The following is a 14,526-nucleotide window of genomic DNA, read 5'->3' as shown; positions in this document are numbered from 1 at the left end:
TCAAAATAACAAAAGGAGGGGAAGGTAGTATTTATGCTATTGAATATTTTTGAGCTTTAAGATTTCGCCTAATGTTATAGGCGGAGGAGAAAAGTCTTTTAGTTGTTCTCTAATTTCCTTTTCTAATCTCTCTTTTAATAATGCTTTTCTTGAAAGAATGATTTTTCTGTTTTGAGTAATAATTCTTATGATTTTAGCTTCTATGTAATCTGTAATGTTTTCATTATCTTCTTTATCAAGGTATACTTGATTTTGAGGTAGGAATCCTTCTATACCTGGTTCTATTTCTACAATTATTCCATCTTTTGTTTTTTCTATTATCTTTCCTTTTATGTTATCTCCTTCTCTAAATCTTTTATCTATGTCTTCCCAAGGATCTCTTAATAAATCTCTTCTACTTAAAGTGAGTTTTCTATTTTCCTTATCGATATTTATAACTTTAACCTCTATTATGTCTCCTATTTTAAAGAAAATTGAAAAGTTATCTATTCTTTCCCAAGAGATATATTTTTTAGGAATTAAGCCTTCTAAGCCTGGTTTTATTTCTAAGAAGACCCCAAAGTCTGTAATATTAATGATTTTACCTTTTGTTATTTCTCCTACTTTTAAGATGTCGTCAATTACTTCCCAGGGATTGGGTTCAGTTTGCTTTATACTCAAAATGATTCTTTGCCTTTCATCATCAACCGATAATACCTTTACTTTTATTTTGTCTCCAACTTTAAATTTTTCTCTTTCTTCGTTAATTCTTCCCCATGTGATCTCATTTTGAGGTACATACCCCAATAAATTACCTGTTTTAACGAGAATTCCATTTGTGATTTTAATTATTTCTCCTTCTATAATACTTCCTATTGGGTATTTTTCTTTAAATACACTCCATGGGTTGGGTTGTGTTTGTTTAATACTGAGTTCTACAGTTTTTGATTCATCATTTAACCTTAAAATCTTAGCTTTAACAATATCTCCAACATCAAAAAATCTCCTAACATTTTTAATAAGGAGCCACGATAATTCATCATAATTGACAGTTCCGATTATACCAAAACCAAGGTCTACTGTTATTTTATCATCTTCTACTTTTATGATCTTGCCTCTCACTATATCAGAGTTTTTAATTTTTTCCCATAGGTCTAATTTTTTTTCTTCTTGTTCCTTCTCTAATAATTCTCTAACGGATATAATTAATTGTTTTCTTTCCGGGTTAATTTTTACTATTTTCCCTTCCACTTTTTTGTTTAGATAAAATTTTGGAGGTTTTAATGGGGACATATCTATCTCTCTATGTGGTATTATTCCAGTGATTTCATTTTCAATCTCAATAATAAATTTTCTATCTTGATAGTCAATTACTTTACCCTTTATAGGTTTTTCATTTTCATATGCCCACATTAACTCTTCCCATATTTTATTTTCTATGGCTTTTTTGTTTGATACTAAAATAACACCATCTTTAAAATTAATATGCCGAATAATGACGGGTATTTTATCTACCTTCTGTTTTTTCTCAATCTTGGATCTTATTTCCTTAGATAATTCAGTATATGGTAAAAATGCATCATATTTTTTTCCAATGTCTAACCATATTCCATCTTTATCCTCACTTAGAACGGCACCATAAACAAGAGTATCTGTAGTTAATGATAAATCTGATTCTTCTAATTTTATTTCTGATAATTCTTCCATATATAGAATCCCTCCTTTAATATAGCTTAATAAATTACCAAAAACCTTTTTAATTATATCATCAATTACTGTTATAAAAAATAAGCCTGCCCCTTGACTTAGATTTGATTTATGTATATACTTTTCAGTGTCCAGTTGAGATAAGTTTATAAAAGAAAAAATTGAGCCGAGGTAGCTCAGCGGCAGAGCAGCTGATTTGTAATCAGCGGGTCGGGGGTTCGAATCCCTTCCTCGGCTCCATGAGATGTGTGAATATGGGGAGGTACCCAAGTGGCCAAAGGGGGCAGACTGTAAATCTGCTGGCGGACGCCTTCGGGGGTTCAAATCCCTCCCTCCCCACCATTTAATATCGCGGGGTAGAGCAGCCAGGTAGCTCACCGGGCTCATAACCCGGAGGTCGAGGGTTCAAATCCCTCCCCCGCAACCAATTTTTTATATTAAATGGGCCCACGTAGCTCAGTCGGCAGAGCGTACCCTTGGTAAGGGTAAGGTCACCGGTTCGATCCCGGTCGTGGGCTCCATTTTAAATATAATTGTAGGTATTTTATTTCTAATTTTTTAATCAAAACCAAATTTTAGGAGGAGATAAAGGATGGCGAAGGAGAAATTTGTAAGGACGAAGCCACATGTAAACATAGGTACGATAGGTCATGTAGACCATGGTAAGACGACATTAACGTCAGCCATAACGATGGTATTAGCGGCGGAAGGATTAGCGAAGCCATTGAAGTATGAAGACATAGATAAAGCGCCAGAGGAGAGGGCGAGAGGAGTGACGATAAACTTATATCATGCGGAATATGAGACACCAAACAGGCATTATGCACACATAGATGCGCCAGGGCATGCTGACTATATAAAGAACATGATAACAGGGGCTGCACAGATGGATGGAGCGATCTTAGTAGTATCAGCGGCGGATGGGCCAATGCCGCAGACGAGGGAGCACATACTATTAGCGAGGCAAGTAAACGTGCCATACATAGTAGTATTTTTAAACAAGATAGACATGGTAGATGATCCAGAGATCGTGGACTTAGTGGAGATGGAAGTAAGGGACTTATTAACGAAGTATGGATATCCAGGGGATGAAGTACCAGTAATAAGGGGGTCAGCATTAAAAGCTGTAGAGGTAATGAGTCAGAATCCGAACACGAAGAGAGGGGAGGACAAGTGGGTAGATGCGATATGGGAATTAATGGATGCGGTAGACAGTTACATACCATTACCGGAGAGAGATGTAGACAAGCCGTTTTTAATGCCAATAGAGGACATATTTAGCATAACAGGTAGAGGGACAGTAGTGACAGGGAGAGTAGAGAGAGGAAGAGTGAAGGTAGGGGATGAAGTAGAGATAGTAGGGTTAACGGATGAGATAAAGAAGAGTGTAGTAACAGGGGTAGAGATGTTCAGGAAGCAATTAGATGAAGCGATAGCTGGAGACAACATAGGGATATTATTAAGAGGGATAGACAAAGATGAAGTAGAGAGGGGGCAAGTAGTAGCGGCGCCAGGGAGCATAAAGCCACATACGCATTTCAAGGCGCAAGTATACGTATTAAGGAAGGAAGAAGGGGGAAGGCACACGCCATTTTTCAGTGGATATAAGCCACAATTTTATTTCAGGACTACTGATGTAACTGGGGAGATAAAATTACCAGAGGGAGTACAGATGGTGATGCCGGGGGACAATATAGAGATGGAGATAAAGTTAATAAAGCCTGTAGCATTAGAGGAAGGTTTAAGATTTGCAATTAGAGAAGGTGGAAAGACTGTTGGTGCAGGCGTCGTAACTAAAATTATTGAATAATAACTGAGAGGTGTTATAATAGGATGAGAGTAATTATAACATTGGCTTGTACAGAATGTAAAGAAAGAAATTACACTACAGAAAAAAATAAGAAAAACGATCCAGATAGGTTGGAGTTAAAAAAGTATTGCCCAAGATGTAGAAAGCATACTGTTCATAGAGAAGTAAGGTAGGCCCGTAGCTCTAATAGGGAGAGCACCGGACTCCAAATCCGGGGGTTGCAGGTTCGAGCCCTGCCGGGCCTGCCAAAAATTTTTATATTTAGGAGTGTGTATATATGGTAAAGGTAAGTATATTGGGGAAAATAAAAAATTTTTGGGCTGAGGAAAGATTAGAATTAAAGAAGGTTGTGTGGCCTGATAAGAATAATGTCTTTCAATTATCTTTAGCCTTAGGGATAACATTAATATTGTTAATTATAATTATATCATTCTATGATTTTGTCTTTACTCTTTTAAGTAGACTTATTATAGGAAGTTTTACAGGCTAAAATGGAGGTAATGTCAGTGGCAGAGCCTAAATGGTATGTAGTACATACATTGGCCGGACATGAACATAAGGTAAAAGCAATATTAGAAAGACAAATAAAGCTATTACATTTAGAAGATAAGGTATTTGAAATTGTTGTTCCTGAGGAAAAAGTAATGACAGTAAAAGGTGGAAAAAAGAGAATTCAGATAAAAAAAGTTTTTCCGGGATATCTTTTTATTAGAATGGTGGAAGATGAAGATGTAAAAAGGATTATTAGAAATACTACTGGAGTTACTGGTTTTGTTGGAACTCCAGGAAAGCCAAGTGCGCTTAATCCAGAAGAAGAACATTGGATTAAGAGATTTTTGGAGCAGAAAGAAATAAGGCCAGAACTTAAGGTTAAAAAAGGAGATAGGGTATATATTAAATCAGGACCATTTATGGGATATGAGGGATTTGTGGATGAGGTTTATCCTGATAAAGGAACAGTTAGAGTTCTTTTATCTATTTTTGGGAGAGAAACTCCAACGGAAATTGATCATACTCAAGTAGAGAAAACTGATTAAAAGGAGGGAATAGTCTTGCCTAAAAAAATTGTTGGGAAAGTTAAGCTACAGTTACCCGCAGGAAAAGCAACGCCTGCTCCTCCAGTAGGTCCTGCTTTAGGGCAATATGGGGTAAATATAATGGAATTCTGTAAGGCATATAATGCAGCAACAGCTGGTCAAGAGGGAATGATTATACCGGTTGAAATTACTATTTATGAGGATAGAACCTTTACTTTCATTACTAAAACGCCTCCTGCATCTGATCTCCTAAAAAAGGCTGCTGGTGTGGAAAAGGGATCAGGAGAGCCTAATAAAATAAAAGTTGGAAAAATTAAAAGAAGTAAAATAAGAGAAATTGCAGAGTTAAAGATGAAGGATTTAAATGCACATGATATGGAAGCTGCAATGAGAATGATTGAGGGTACAGCTAGAAGTATGGGTATTGAAATAATAGAAGAATAGATGGGTTTAGGTGGGAGAGGATATACCCTCGTTAAAACCACAAAGAGATAAGGAGGACATAAAATGGCAAAAAGAGGAAAAAGATATTTACAATTAGCATCATTAGTTGAAAAGGGTAAATTATATTCACCCAAAGAAGCTGTAAGCTTAGTAAAAAAACTTGCTACTACAAAATTTGATGAAACTATTAACTTGGCTGTAAGATTAGGTGTTGATCCTCGTCATGCTGATCAACAAGTTAGAGGTACGGTTGTACTACCGTATGGCACTGGTAAAGAGAAAAAGGTATTGGTTTTTGCTGAAGGAGAAAAAGCTCAAGAAGCAAAAGAGGCTGGAGCTGATTATGTAGGAGGAGAAGAGTTAGTTAAACAGATTGAGAATGGTTGGTTAGATTTTGATGTTGCTATTGCTACACCTGATATTATGGGTGCATTAAAGATTCCATCTCGACTAGGAAAGATCTTAGGTCCAAGAGGACTTATGCCAAACCCAAAAACTGGTACAGTAACTAATGACATAGCAAAGGCAGTAAAGGAATATAAAGCAGGAAGAGTAGAGTTTAGAACAGATAGATATGGAATAATTCACGTTCCTATTGGAAAGGCTTCATTTTCTGAGGATGCTTTGTATAAAAATTTAATGACAGTTTTAAGCACTATATTAAGATTAAAACCCCCTTCTGCTAAAGGTCAATATTTTAAGAGTGTACATATATCTCCTTCAATGGGGCCAAGTGTTCCTATTGATACTAAAAATCTTGCAGATATTATAAGACAAGAGGAGGCAGCATAAACTTATACGGATATTAAATAAAATTCTATAACTTGGGCCGAAGACCGTAGGTAAAAAAATATTAAAATCCTACGTAGGCCTTGCTGGTTTTTCGAAATATATGTATATTCCATAAGGGAAAGCCAGAAGGCTTTCCCTTATATTTAATAAAAAAGGAAAAGGAGGTGAAAAATTTGCCAAAACCAGAGAAAGTTCAAAAAGTCGAAGAGATGTATAAAAAAATGGAAAAGGCTAATGCATTAATATTTACAGATTTTAAAGGTCTAACAGTGGCTGATCTTTTTGAACTACGTAGCAAAATTAGAGGATTACAAGCAGAATATAGAGTAGTAAAAAATACATTAGCTTTATTGGCCATCAAAAAGTTATATCCTGACAAAGAATTTGACAAGTTTTTTGTAGGACCGACAGCAATAACTTACTGTTATGATGATCCTTTTGCTGTTATAAAAGCTTTAGCAGATTATTCAAAGGATCATGAGGCTTTAAAGCTTAAAGGTGGAGTGGTAGATGGAGACATATATACAGCAGATGAAATAAAAGAGATGGCAAACCTACCACCAAAAGAAGTTATCTTATCACAAGTAGTAGGAAGTATAGCTTCACCTTTAAGTTCCTTAGTATGGAGTCTAAAATGGCCTATAAACAAATTGGTATGGACATTAGATGCTATCTCTAAAGAAAAAGAAAAGATTTCTATAAATCAATAAAGGGAGGTAAGGAATGATGAATAAAGAAGAAATCATTCAAGCTATTAAAGAGATGAAGGTTTTGGAGTTAGTGGAATTAGTAAAGGCATTGGAAGAAGAGTTTGGTGTTAGTGCAGCCATGCCTGTTGCTGTTGGGGCACCAGTAGCAGGAGCTGGAGCCGCGGCTGCTCCTGTAGAGGAGAAAACAACTTTTGATGTCATTCTAAAAGATGCAGGAGCAAACAAGATAAAGGTTTTAAAGGTAGTAAGAGAAATTACTGGTCTTGGTTTGAAGGAGGCAAAAGATCTTGTAGATTCTACTCCTAAACCAGTAAAAGAAGGTGTTTCAAAACAAGAGGCTGAAGAAATTAAAGCTAAATTAGAGGCAGAAGGAGCAGTAGTAGAAATTAAGTAGTATTAAAATGGGGGGGAGAAGATATTATTCTTCTCCCCCTAAATTGAATCCATCATGTAATGCTCTAACAGCTTTTTCAACCAAATCTCTTCTTATAATACATGTAATTTTAATTTCTGAAGTTGTTATCATCTCTATATTTATTCCAGCAGATGCAAGAATACCAAACATTTTTGCTGCAATTCCTGGAGTACTTTGAATTCCCCATCCTACTATCGATACTTTTCCTACATTATTATCATAATTTATTTCTTTTGCACCTATTTCTTTTACCACTTCTTGTATTGCTTCGATAGTCTTTTGCAACTCTTTTTCAGGTACAGTAAAAGATAAATCTGTGATACCATCTTTACTAACGTTCTGTACTATGTCATCAACATTTATAGCCCTTTCTCCCAATGGGGCAAATATTTTATGAGCTATACCTGGTTTATCAGGTACACCCACTATGGTTACTTTAGCTATATTTTTATTATGGGCTATTCCTTTTACTTTTTGTTTTGTTTCCACTTCTTTTCCCTCCCCAATTAAAGTACCAGAATTTTCATTGAAACTTGATCTTACTGTAACAGGTACTTTGTAAGTTGCTGCTAAATCTACAGACCTAAGCTGCATAACTTGCGCTCCTTGTCCTGCCATTTCTAACATTTCTTCATAGGATATAAAGTCTAATTTTTTAGCATTAGGAACTATTCTTGGATCTGCAGTAAAAATTCCATCAACGTCGGTATATATTTCGCATAAATTTGCTTTTAAAACTGCTGCAAGAGCAACTGCAGTTGCATCGGAGCCTCCTCTTCCTAATGTGGTTACATCTCCTTTTTGAAGTTCATATCCTTGAAAACCTGCTACTATAACAACTCTTCCTTTTTCTAATTCTTCAAGAATTCTTTTTGGTTCTATCTTAAGTATATTAGCTTTTGTGTGAATATTATCAGTTATAATTCCTGCCTGTTTTCCAGAAAGTGCTATTGCTGGTATTCCTAAATTTTGTAAGGCCATGGCTGTCAAAGCTGCAGATATTCTTTCTCCAGATGAGAGTAAAAAATCCATTTCTCTGGGCTCAGGATTAGGATTTATTTTTTCCGCCATTTCTATTAAATCGTCTGTTGTATCACCCATAGCAGAGACAACTACTACTAATTTGTAGCCCTCTTTATAATATTTAGCTATTCTTTTAGCTACGTTTTTGATTCTTTCTATTGATCCTACTGAAGTACCACCATATTTTTGAACAACTAAACTCACTTTTCATTCCTCCCTAATTTAGAAAATCAATTTTTCTAATATCTGTACCGCGTTAAGAGCTGCACCTTTCCTTATATTATCAGATACTACCCACATGTTGATAGCTCTTGGATCAAAGAGGTCTTTCCTTATTCTTCCTACAAATACTTCGTCTTTCCCATCGCAAAATAGTGGCATAGGATAAAGTTTTTCTTGAGGTTTATCAATAACTTTAACTCCATGTGCTTCTTCAAGAGTTTTATATACTTCCTCTAAAGTAAAATCATTTTCAAATTCTGCATAAATTACTTCTGAATGACCTCTTATAACAGGTACTCTTACACAAGTTGGAGAGACTTTTATTGATGAATCATGAAGAATTTTATGAGTCTCTCTAACCATTTTCATCTCTTCTCTTGAATAATTTTCATGTTCAAAAGTATCAATGTGAGGTATTAAATTAAAACTAATAGGATAAGGGAAAGCAGAAGGAACAAATTCCTTTTCTTCTAAGAAAGCCTTTGTACTTTCCATAAGTTCATTAATAGCTTCTTTTCCTTTTCCAGAAACTGATTGGTATGTAGCCACAAATATTTTTCTAAGTTTCCATTTTTTATGTAAAGGATTTAAAGCTACTAACATTTGAATAGTAGAACAGTTTGGATTAGCTATTATATTTTTGTGATTTTTTAAATCTTCAGGATTAATTTCTGGAATAACTAAAGGTACATCAGGATGCATTCTAAACGCATTACTATTGTCTATAATTATTGTACCTTTTTTAGCAATTTCTGGAGCAAGTTCTAAGCTTATGTCTTCTCCTATTGAGAAGAGGGCAAAGTCTGCTTTTGAAATATTTTCTACAGTGGCTTTCTCTACTTTTATTTTTTCATTTCCGAAATCTACATGAGTCCCTTCAGATTTTGCTGATGCAAAGGGATAAATTTCACTTATTGGAATTTTTCTTTCCCATAAGATTTTTAGCATTTCTTGTCCCACTAAACCTGTGGCTCCTACGACTGCAATTTTATAGGGCATCTCTTAACCTCCTTTTTTCAATTAAGTTTCTCTAAAGTGATGCCATTGTGTTCTATTTTTAATAATTTAAATTCACCTTTTAAGGCTTCCTTTAAATTATTTTCTAATTTTTCTAAAATTTCAAGAGCTTCTTGTTCATTGAATAGAAGAACAAGAAGAGATGGACCAGCACCACTTAAAACAATTTTTTTGCCATATTTTTCTACTTCTTTTGATAACAAATGGTATTCTTTTATTAATTCAAATCTATAAGGTTGGTGAATCTTATCTTCTAAGCCCATTTTTACTAATTTTTCATCTTTTTGAAATAATCCAGATATTAGTATTCCGAATTTTTGAAGATTGAACACTACATCTTCTCTTTTATAATTATGGGGTAAAATACTTCTTGCTTCTTGAGTTGATAAGTAATAGTCTGGTATATAAATTAATCCCCAAAAATCATAGTTTATTGGTAATTTGGATATATAAATCTCTTTTTCATTTTTTAAACATATATTTATACCACCATTTATAGCTGCAGATATATTATCCAAGTGGTTTTCAAATTTTAAAGCAATGTTCAGTTTCTCGTATAGATTAAGAGAGGTATTGGTTATTATCTCTGCTGTATATATTCCGCCTACTATAGCTGATGCGCTACTTCCTAAGCCCTTTCCTATTGGAATTTCTGACCAGAGTTCTATAGTATAATTTGATGGTTTCTTATTTATATAATTTATTGTTTCATTGAAAGCTTTAATAAAAAGATCATTATTTATTTTATTTTTATTTATAATCTTTATATTATCTTTGTGTGATTCATCTTTTTTTATGGAAATGTGAAGATATAAATTCCAGGCTATACCGATAGAGTCAAAGCCTGGTCCAATATTAGCTGATGTGGCAGGAACTTTTATATGGTAGATCACTTTTCTAAAATCCTTTCTAATTCTTTTATATCAGGTTCTATAACATATTCTATTTTTGCTTGTTTAATGGCAATATCTGGGTCTTTTAAGCCATGTCCTGTAAGTACACAAACTACTTCATTACCTTTAAATTTTTCATTTCTTATGAGTTTCTTTACACCAGCCCATGATGCTGCAGAAGCCGGCTCTACAAAAACTCCTTCTTTACTTGCTAACTCTTTTTGAGCTTCTAAGATCTCCTCATCGCTAACAGTATCTATTAAGCCTGAAGATTCTTTAACTGCATTTATTGCTTTATCCCAACTTGCGGGATTTCCTATTTTTATTGCTGTTGCTATAGTTTGTGGATTTTCAATAGGATATCCTTTTACTAAAGGAGCAGCACCTTCTGCTTGAAAACCTAACATTTTGGGTAAAGTATTAGTTTTTCCTATTTTAAAATATTCTTTGAAGCCCATCCAGTATGCGGATATATTTCCTGCATTTCCTACAGGAATAGCTAAATTTTCAGGTGCTCTTTTTAAGGTGTCACATATTTCAAAGGCAGCAGTTTTTTGTCCTTCTAATCTATATGGATTTATTGAGTTGACAATGGTTATGGGGAATTTTTGTCCTGCTATTTTTACTAAGTTTAAGGCATCATCAAAATTCCCTTTTATACTTATAACCTTTGCACCATACATTAGTGCTTGCGCTAATTTTCCTAAAGCAATAGCTTTTTCTGGGAGAATAACAAAAGATTTTAAATTTGCTAATGCAGAATAAGCAGCAGCTGAAGCAGCGGTATTTCCTGTAGAGGCACATATTACTGCTTTGCTTCCTTCTTCAAGAGCTTTTGCTATAGCGACTACCATTCCTCTATCTTTAAAAGAACCTGTCGGATTCATACCTTCATATTTAAGCCAAATATCAATGTTATAAATTTTTGAGAGATTGTACGCATAAATGAGAGGTGTGTCTCCTTCATGTAAAGATATAATAGGTGTCTTATCTGTTAAGGGTAGAAATTCTTTGTATTTAAAAAGTACTCCTTTCATTTTTATCCCTCAATTCTTATTAGACTTCCCCAATTTTCTAAGATGGGGAGTTTTTTAATCTCACTTATAGCTTTTTGCATACTATTTTCATTTGTTTTATGCGTAAGAATAACTATTTCTGCTTTTTCTTCCTTTTCTGACGTTTCTTTCTGAATAACGGAGGATATGCTTATACTATTTTCTCCTAATATTTTAGCAATTTGTGCAAGAACCCCTGGCTGATCTTTTACCCAAATTCTTATATAGTATCTGGTAAAGAAATTTTCCCAGCTTTTTATTTTGGAAGGATAAAGATAAGCAAAAGAATAATATCGAGGTAACGAATATAGTAAAGTATAAGCAGATTCTAATATGTCGGATAGTAATGCCATAGAAGTAGGATAGGGACCAGCACCTTCACCATATAATAAAATATCTCCTCTTTTTTCTGTTTTTAAAAGGATTGCATTATATACCCCTCTTATTGATGCAAGTGGAGAATTTATTGGAATCATAGTTGGGTGTACTCTTGTTTCAATTTCTCCGTTATTTTCTTTGCTTATAGCAAGCAATTTTATTTTATAACCTAAATCTTTTGCGTATAACAAATCTCTTAATGTTATACTTTCTATTCCTTCCCTGTATATGTATTGAGGTGTAATGGTTGTGTGATAAGCAAAAGAGGATAGGATGGACAATTTATAGGCTGTATCTAAACCTGAGATGTCCTTTGATGGATCTGGTTCAGCATATCCCAATTCTTGAGCCTTCTTTAAGCTTTCATCAAAATCTTTCATTTCTTCTTCCATTTTGGTGAGTATATAGTTGGTAGTGCCATTTAATATAGCCCAGATTTCTTTTACTTTATCGACTACCATGGCTTCTTTTATTGTTTTTATTATTGGTATACCTCCGCCTACACTTGCCTCAAATAATATATCTACGCCCTTTTTCCTTGCTATCTTATATAGTTCTTCTCCATATAAAGCAATGACTTCCTTATTGGCTGTAACCACAACTTTCCTTTCTTCTAATGCGTTCTTTATATAGGAATAAGCAGGTTCAATTCCTCCCATTAATTCAACTATGATTTGGATTTCTTGATCTAATATGATTTCTTCAGGATTTGTTGTTAATAAATCTTTTGGAATTTCTCTTTTTTTATTTAAATCCTTTACAAGAACTTTTTTAATTTCTAAAGGTTCTCTAAGAATATTTAGAATGGTTTCTTTTTCTGAATATAGTACTTTAAAAAGTGCTTGTCCTACTTGTCCTCCACCTAAAAGTCCAATTTTCATATTTGACCTCTCAAAAGATCTTCATAAGTATCTCTTTTAACTATTAATATGTCTTTTCCATTCTCTATCAGTACTACACCGGGTCTAAGCGTAGCATTATACCAAGTAAACATTGAAAAGTTATAGGCTCCTGTAGAAAATGTTATTAAATAATCCCCATAATTTGGCCATTTATCTTCAAAATCCCTTATAAGAATATCTCCAGATTCGCAATGTTTTCCTGCTATTGTATATATAGTATTTGTACTTTCATTAGATGTTATTAATAAGGCTGAATATTTAGCTCCATATAAAGAAGGTCTAATATTATCTGACATTCCACCATCTACTGATACGTATTTTCTTATACCTGGAATCTCCTTTCTACTTTCTATTTTGTAAATTGTAATTCCTGCTCTTCCTACTAAAGATCTACCTGGTTCGCATATTAATGTGAAATGATGTCCAATAGTTTCTTCAAATTTTTGGGATACTTGGTAAGCTAAATCTTCTATTTCTGGAGGGTTATCGTCTTTTGTATATGCAATGCCTAATCCTCCACCTATACTCATTTCTTCTATGTTAGTATTGGCTGATTTTAAATTATTATATATTTCGCTTAATACTTCAGCTAATTTTGTATAGACACTTATATCAAAAATTTGAGAACCAATATGAGCATGTAATCCTTTAAAATCTATGTATTTTTCTTTCTTAATTCTTTCTATCAATTCATAAACTTGGTTAATGGGAAGACCAAATTTAGTATCTATTTGACCTGTTCTAATAGATTTGTGTGTACTTACTTCAATATTTGGTATTAACCTAATAAGTACATTTATAGAAGTTGAATGTTTATCTGTAAGGAATTTTATTTTTTCATATTCATCAAAGTTGTCGATTATTATGGCCCCTATATTTTCCTTTATAGCATATTCTAATTCATGAATGCTTTTTGCATTACCATGAAAATAAACTTTATGAGAATCTACACCTGCTGATCTTGCTATAAAGAGTTCTCCACCTGTTGATACAAGGAATCCTAAGCCTTCTTTATGGAAAATCCGTATTACTTCTAATATTGGTAGAGCCTTAATAGCAAAAAGTACTTTAAATTTGTTTTTATAGTACTTTTTCCATGAGTTAATATATTTCTGGGCTTGAGTTATTAATGTTTTTTTATCAATTACATATAATGGAGTACCATATTTTTCTGCTAAATTTTTAATACTGATACCATCTATTTTCCATTCATCTTGGAAATAAAAAGTTTCAGGATATATTTTATTTTGCATATACTGGACTCCCCGCTATGCCAGATTGGGCATATTCATGGAATATTTTTCTTATTTTTTGAGTTATTTCTCCAGGTTTACCATTTCCAATAATTCTTTCATCTATTTTAATAACAGAGATTATCTCTACAGCAGTACCAGTAAGAAAAACTTCGTCAGCATTATATAGATCATATCTTGTAAAGAAACCTTCTACCACTTCTAGACCGAGTTCTTTCTTAGCCAAATCTATGACTGTTGCTCTTGTAATCCCAGGTAAAGCTCCCAGAGTTACAGAAGGTGTAAATAAAATTCCTTTTTTGACAAAAAAGATATTATCAACAGTGGCCTCTGTTACATATCCTTGATGATTAAGCATGATACCTTCGGCAGCTCCGGCAATACGTGCCTCAATTCTTGCTAAAATATTACTCATATAATTTAGAGATTTAATTCTGGGATCCAAAACGTCGGTTGGTGATCTACGAGTGGCTACTGTTACTGCAGTAAGACCAGTTTCATAAAATTCTTCAGGAAAAACCTTTATTTTATCTGCAATTATAATTACGGTACCCTTTTTACATTCCCAAGGATCAATCCCTAATCCATACTCACCACGAGTTACAATAAGTCTTATGTATGAATCTTTTAAATTATTAACTCTTACAGTTTCTATTACAGCTTCTTCCATTTCTTCAAAAGAAAGAGGTATATTTAACCAAATGGCTTTTGCTGATGCATATAATCTTTCTAAATGTTCTTTTAACTTGAATATACTACCATTGTAGGCTCTTATACCTTCAAAAACACCATCACCATATAGTAAACCTCGATCGAAGACTGAGATTTTTGCATTTTCTGTTTGGATAAATTCTCCATTTATATACACTAACCCCATTTTCAGCTCCTC

16 protein-coding genes and 5 tRNA genes are annotated in these 14,526 nt (G+C 33.7%); 13 read left to right on the top strand and 8 right to left on the bottom strand.

Translation table 11 applies throughout. From position 1 onward, the window contains the following. Positions 1-36 precede the first annotated feature (36 nt). The gene (locus ACY3JO_RS07480) at positions 37-1,686 is read right to left on the bottom strand and encodes a S1 RNA-binding domain-containing protein (RefSeq protein ID WP_463084375.1); all 1,650 of its coding nucleotides are present in this window, start codon (positions 1,684-1,686) and stop codon (positions 37-39) included. Positions 1,687-1,851: 165 nt separating this feature from the next. Here ACY3JO_RS07480 and ACY3JO_RS07475 point away from each other — a divergent pair. The 13 genes from ACY3JO_RS07475 to rplL all read left to right on the top strand — a co-directional run bounded on the left by ACY3JO_RS07475 (position 1,852) and on the right by rplL (position 6,873). Next, positions 1,852-1,926, top strand: a tRNA-Thr gene (locus tag ACY3JO_RS07475). A gap of 16 nt (positions 1,927-1,942) precedes the next feature. After that, positions 1,943-2,028 (top strand) — tRNA-Tyr (locus ACY3JO_RS07470). Positions 2,029-2,036: 8 nt separating this feature from the next. Then, positions 2,037-2,113 (top strand) — tRNA-Met (locus ACY3JO_RS07465). Positions 2,114-2,131: 18 nt separating this feature from the next. Further along, positions 2,132-2,207: transfer RNA gene (locus ACY3JO_RS07460), tRNA-Thr, on the top strand. Between the two features lie 71 nt (positions 2,208-2,278). Continuing rightward, a complete protein-coding gene (tuf, locus tag ACY3JO_RS07455) occupies positions 2,279-3,496 on the top strand; it encodes an elongation factor Tu (protein WP_463084022.1) in 1,218 nt (405 codons plus the stop codon). Positions 3,497-3,519: 23 nt separating this feature from the next. After that, positions 3,520-3,669: a 50S ribosomal protein L33 gene (gene rpmG, locus ACY3JO_RS07450; RefSeq protein WP_463084374.1), complete on the top strand. Its 150-nt coding sequence runs from the start codon at positions 3,520-3,522 to the stop codon at positions 3,667-3,669. Further along, positions 3,668-3,744, top strand: a tRNA-Trp gene (locus ACY3JO_RS07445). The genes rpmG and ACY3JO_RS07445 overlap by 2 nt, the downstream gene beginning before the upstream one ends. A 29-nt stretch (positions 3,745-3,773) precedes the next feature. After that, complete coding sequence (gene secE / locus ACY3JO_RS07440) at positions 3,774-3,986, top strand: preprotein translocase subunit SecE (protein WP_463084373.1); 213 nt, start codon at positions 3,774-3,776, stop codon at positions 3,984-3,986. 16 nt (positions 3,987-4,002) lie between these two features. Beyond that, positions 4,003-4,533 carry a transcription termination/antitermination protein NusG gene (nusG, locus tag ACY3JO_RS07435; RefSeq protein WP_463084372.1) on the top strand — a complete coding sequence of 177 codons (531 nt, stop codon included), beginning with the start codon at positions 4,003-4,005 and terminating at the stop codon, positions 4,531-4,533. A gap of 15 nt (positions 4,534-4,548) precedes the next feature. After that, positions 4,549-4,977 (top strand): 50S ribosomal protein L11, encoded by a 429-nt coding sequence (gene rplK, locus ACY3JO_RS07430; protein ID WP_463084371.1) that lies wholly within the window; start codon positions 4,549-4,551, stop codon positions 4,975-4,977. A gap of 63 nt (positions 4,978-5,040) precedes the next feature. Next, positions 5,041-5,769: a 50S ribosomal protein L1 gene (gene rplA / locus ACY3JO_RS07425; RefSeq protein ID WP_463084370.1), complete on the top strand. Its 729-nt coding sequence runs from the start codon at positions 5,041-5,043 to the stop codon at positions 5,767-5,769. A gap of 173 nt (positions 5,770-5,942) precedes the next feature. Continuing rightward, positions 5,943-6,479 (top strand): 50S ribosomal protein L10, encoded by a 537-nt coding sequence (rplJ, locus tag ACY3JO_RS07420; protein WP_463084369.1) that lies wholly within the window; start codon positions 5,943-5,945, stop codon positions 6,477-6,479. Positions 6,480-6,495: 16 nt separating this feature from the next. Next, the gene (gene rplL, locus ACY3JO_RS07415) at positions 6,496-6,873 is read left to right on the top strand and encodes a 50S ribosomal protein L7/L12 (RefSeq protein ID WP_463085664.1); all 378 of its coding nucleotides are present in this window, start codon (positions 6,496-6,498) and stop codon (positions 6,871-6,873) included. A gap of 24 nt (positions 6,874-6,897) precedes the next feature. Here the strand turns inward: rplL and ACY3JO_RS07410 are convergent, their stop codons facing one another. Genes ACY3JO_RS07410 through ilvE form a run of 7 tightly spaced genes read right to left on the bottom strand, consistent with a single transcriptional unit; the run spans position 6,898 to position 14,514 of the window. Continuing rightward, entirely contained in the window at positions 6,898-8,121 is a 1,224-nt protein-coding gene (locus ACY3JO_RS07410; protein WP_463084368.1) for an aspartate kinase, read from the bottom strand. An 18-nt stretch (positions 8,122-8,139) separates the two neighbouring features. Further along, the gene (locus ACY3JO_RS07405) at positions 8,140-9,138 is read right to left on the bottom strand and encodes an aspartate-semialdehyde dehydrogenase (RefSeq protein ID WP_463084367.1); all 999 of its coding nucleotides are present in this window, start codon (positions 9,136-9,138) and stop codon (positions 8,140-8,142) included. Between the two features lie 17 nt (positions 9,139-9,155). Then, positions 9,156-10,049 carry a homoserine kinase gene (thrB, locus tag ACY3JO_RS07400; RefSeq protein WP_463084366.1) on the bottom strand — a complete coding sequence of 298 codons (894 nt, stop codon included), beginning with the start codon at positions 10,047-10,049 and terminating at the stop codon, positions 9,156-9,158. Beyond that, on the bottom strand, positions 10,046-11,086 hold the full coding sequence (gene thrC, locus ACY3JO_RS07395) for a threonine synthase (protein ID WP_463084365.1): 1,041 nt from the start codon (positions 11,084-11,086) through the stop codon (positions 10,046-10,048). The genes thrB and thrC overlap by 4 nt, the downstream gene beginning before the upstream one ends. Positions 11,087-11,088: 2 nt before the next feature. Beyond that, positions 11,089-12,363: a homoserine dehydrogenase gene (locus ACY3JO_RS07390; RefSeq protein ID WP_463084364.1), complete on the bottom strand. Its 1,275-nt coding sequence runs from the start codon at positions 12,361-12,363 to the stop codon at positions 11,089-11,091. Further along, positions 12,360-13,637 (bottom strand): diaminopimelate decarboxylase, encoded by a 1,278-nt coding sequence (gene lysA, locus ACY3JO_RS07385; RefSeq protein ID WP_463084363.1) that lies wholly within the window; start codon positions 13,635-13,637, stop codon positions 12,360-12,362. The genes ACY3JO_RS07390 and lysA overlap by 4 nt, the downstream gene beginning before the upstream one ends. After that, positions 13,627-14,514, bottom strand: coding sequence for a branched-chain-amino-acid transaminase (gene ilvE, locus ACY3JO_RS07380; protein ID WP_463084362.1), 888 nt, complete (start codon positions 14,512-14,514; stop codon positions 13,627-13,629). Before ilvE ends, lysA begins: the two co-directional genes overlap by 11 nt. Positions 14,515-14,526 lie beyond the last annotated feature (12 nt).

The sequence above is a fragment of the Dictyoglomus sp. LHC4 genome (assembly GCF_055181355.1).
Note: the sequence above shows the minus strand (reverse complement) of the source record. Positions and strands in the feature narration are given on the sequence as shown.

Bases quoted from the DNA above. Each gene is read 5' to 3' on its own strand.
- rplL (WP_463085664.1), top strand. From the start codon at position 6,496: ATGAATAAAGAAGAAATCATTCAAGCTATTAAAGAGATGAAGGTTTTG.
- secE (WP_463084373.1), top strand. From the start codon at position 3,774: ATGGTAAAGGTAAGTATATTGGGGAAAATAAAAAATTTTTGGGCTGAG.
- lysA (WP_463084363.1), bottom strand. From the start codon at position 13,637: ATGCAAAATAAAATATATCCTGAAACTTTTTATTTCCAAGATGAATGG.
- ilvE (WP_463084362.1), bottom strand. From the start codon at position 14,514: ATGGGGTTAGTGTATATAAATGGAGAATTTATCCAAACAGAAAATGCA.
- rplA (WP_463084370.1), top strand. From the start codon at position 5,041: ATGGCAAAAAGAGGAAAAAGATATTTACAATTAGCATCATTAGTTGAA.
- ACY3JO_RS07480 (WP_463084375.1), bottom strand. From the start codon at position 1,686: ATGGAAGAATTATCAGAAATAAAATTAGAAGAATCAGATTTATCATTA.
- ACY3JO_RS07405 (WP_463084367.1), bottom strand. From the start codon at position 9,138: ATGCCCTATAAAATTGCAGTCGTAGGAGCCACAGGTTTAGTGGGACAA.
- thrC (WP_463084365.1), bottom strand. From the start codon at position 11,086: ATGAAAGGAGTACTTTTTAAATACAAAGAATTTCTACCCTTAACAGAT.
- tuf (WP_463084022.1), top strand. From the start codon at position 2,279: ATGGCGAAGGAGAAATTTGTAAGGACGAAGCCACATGTAAACATAGGT.
- ACY3JO_RS07390 (WP_463084364.1), bottom strand. From the start codon at position 12,363: ATGAAAATTGGACTTTTAGGTGGAGGACAAGTAGGACAAGCACTTTTT.
- rpmG (WP_463084374.1), top strand. From the start codon at position 3,520: ATGAGAGTAATTATAACATTGGCTTGTACAGAATGTAAAGAAAGAAAT.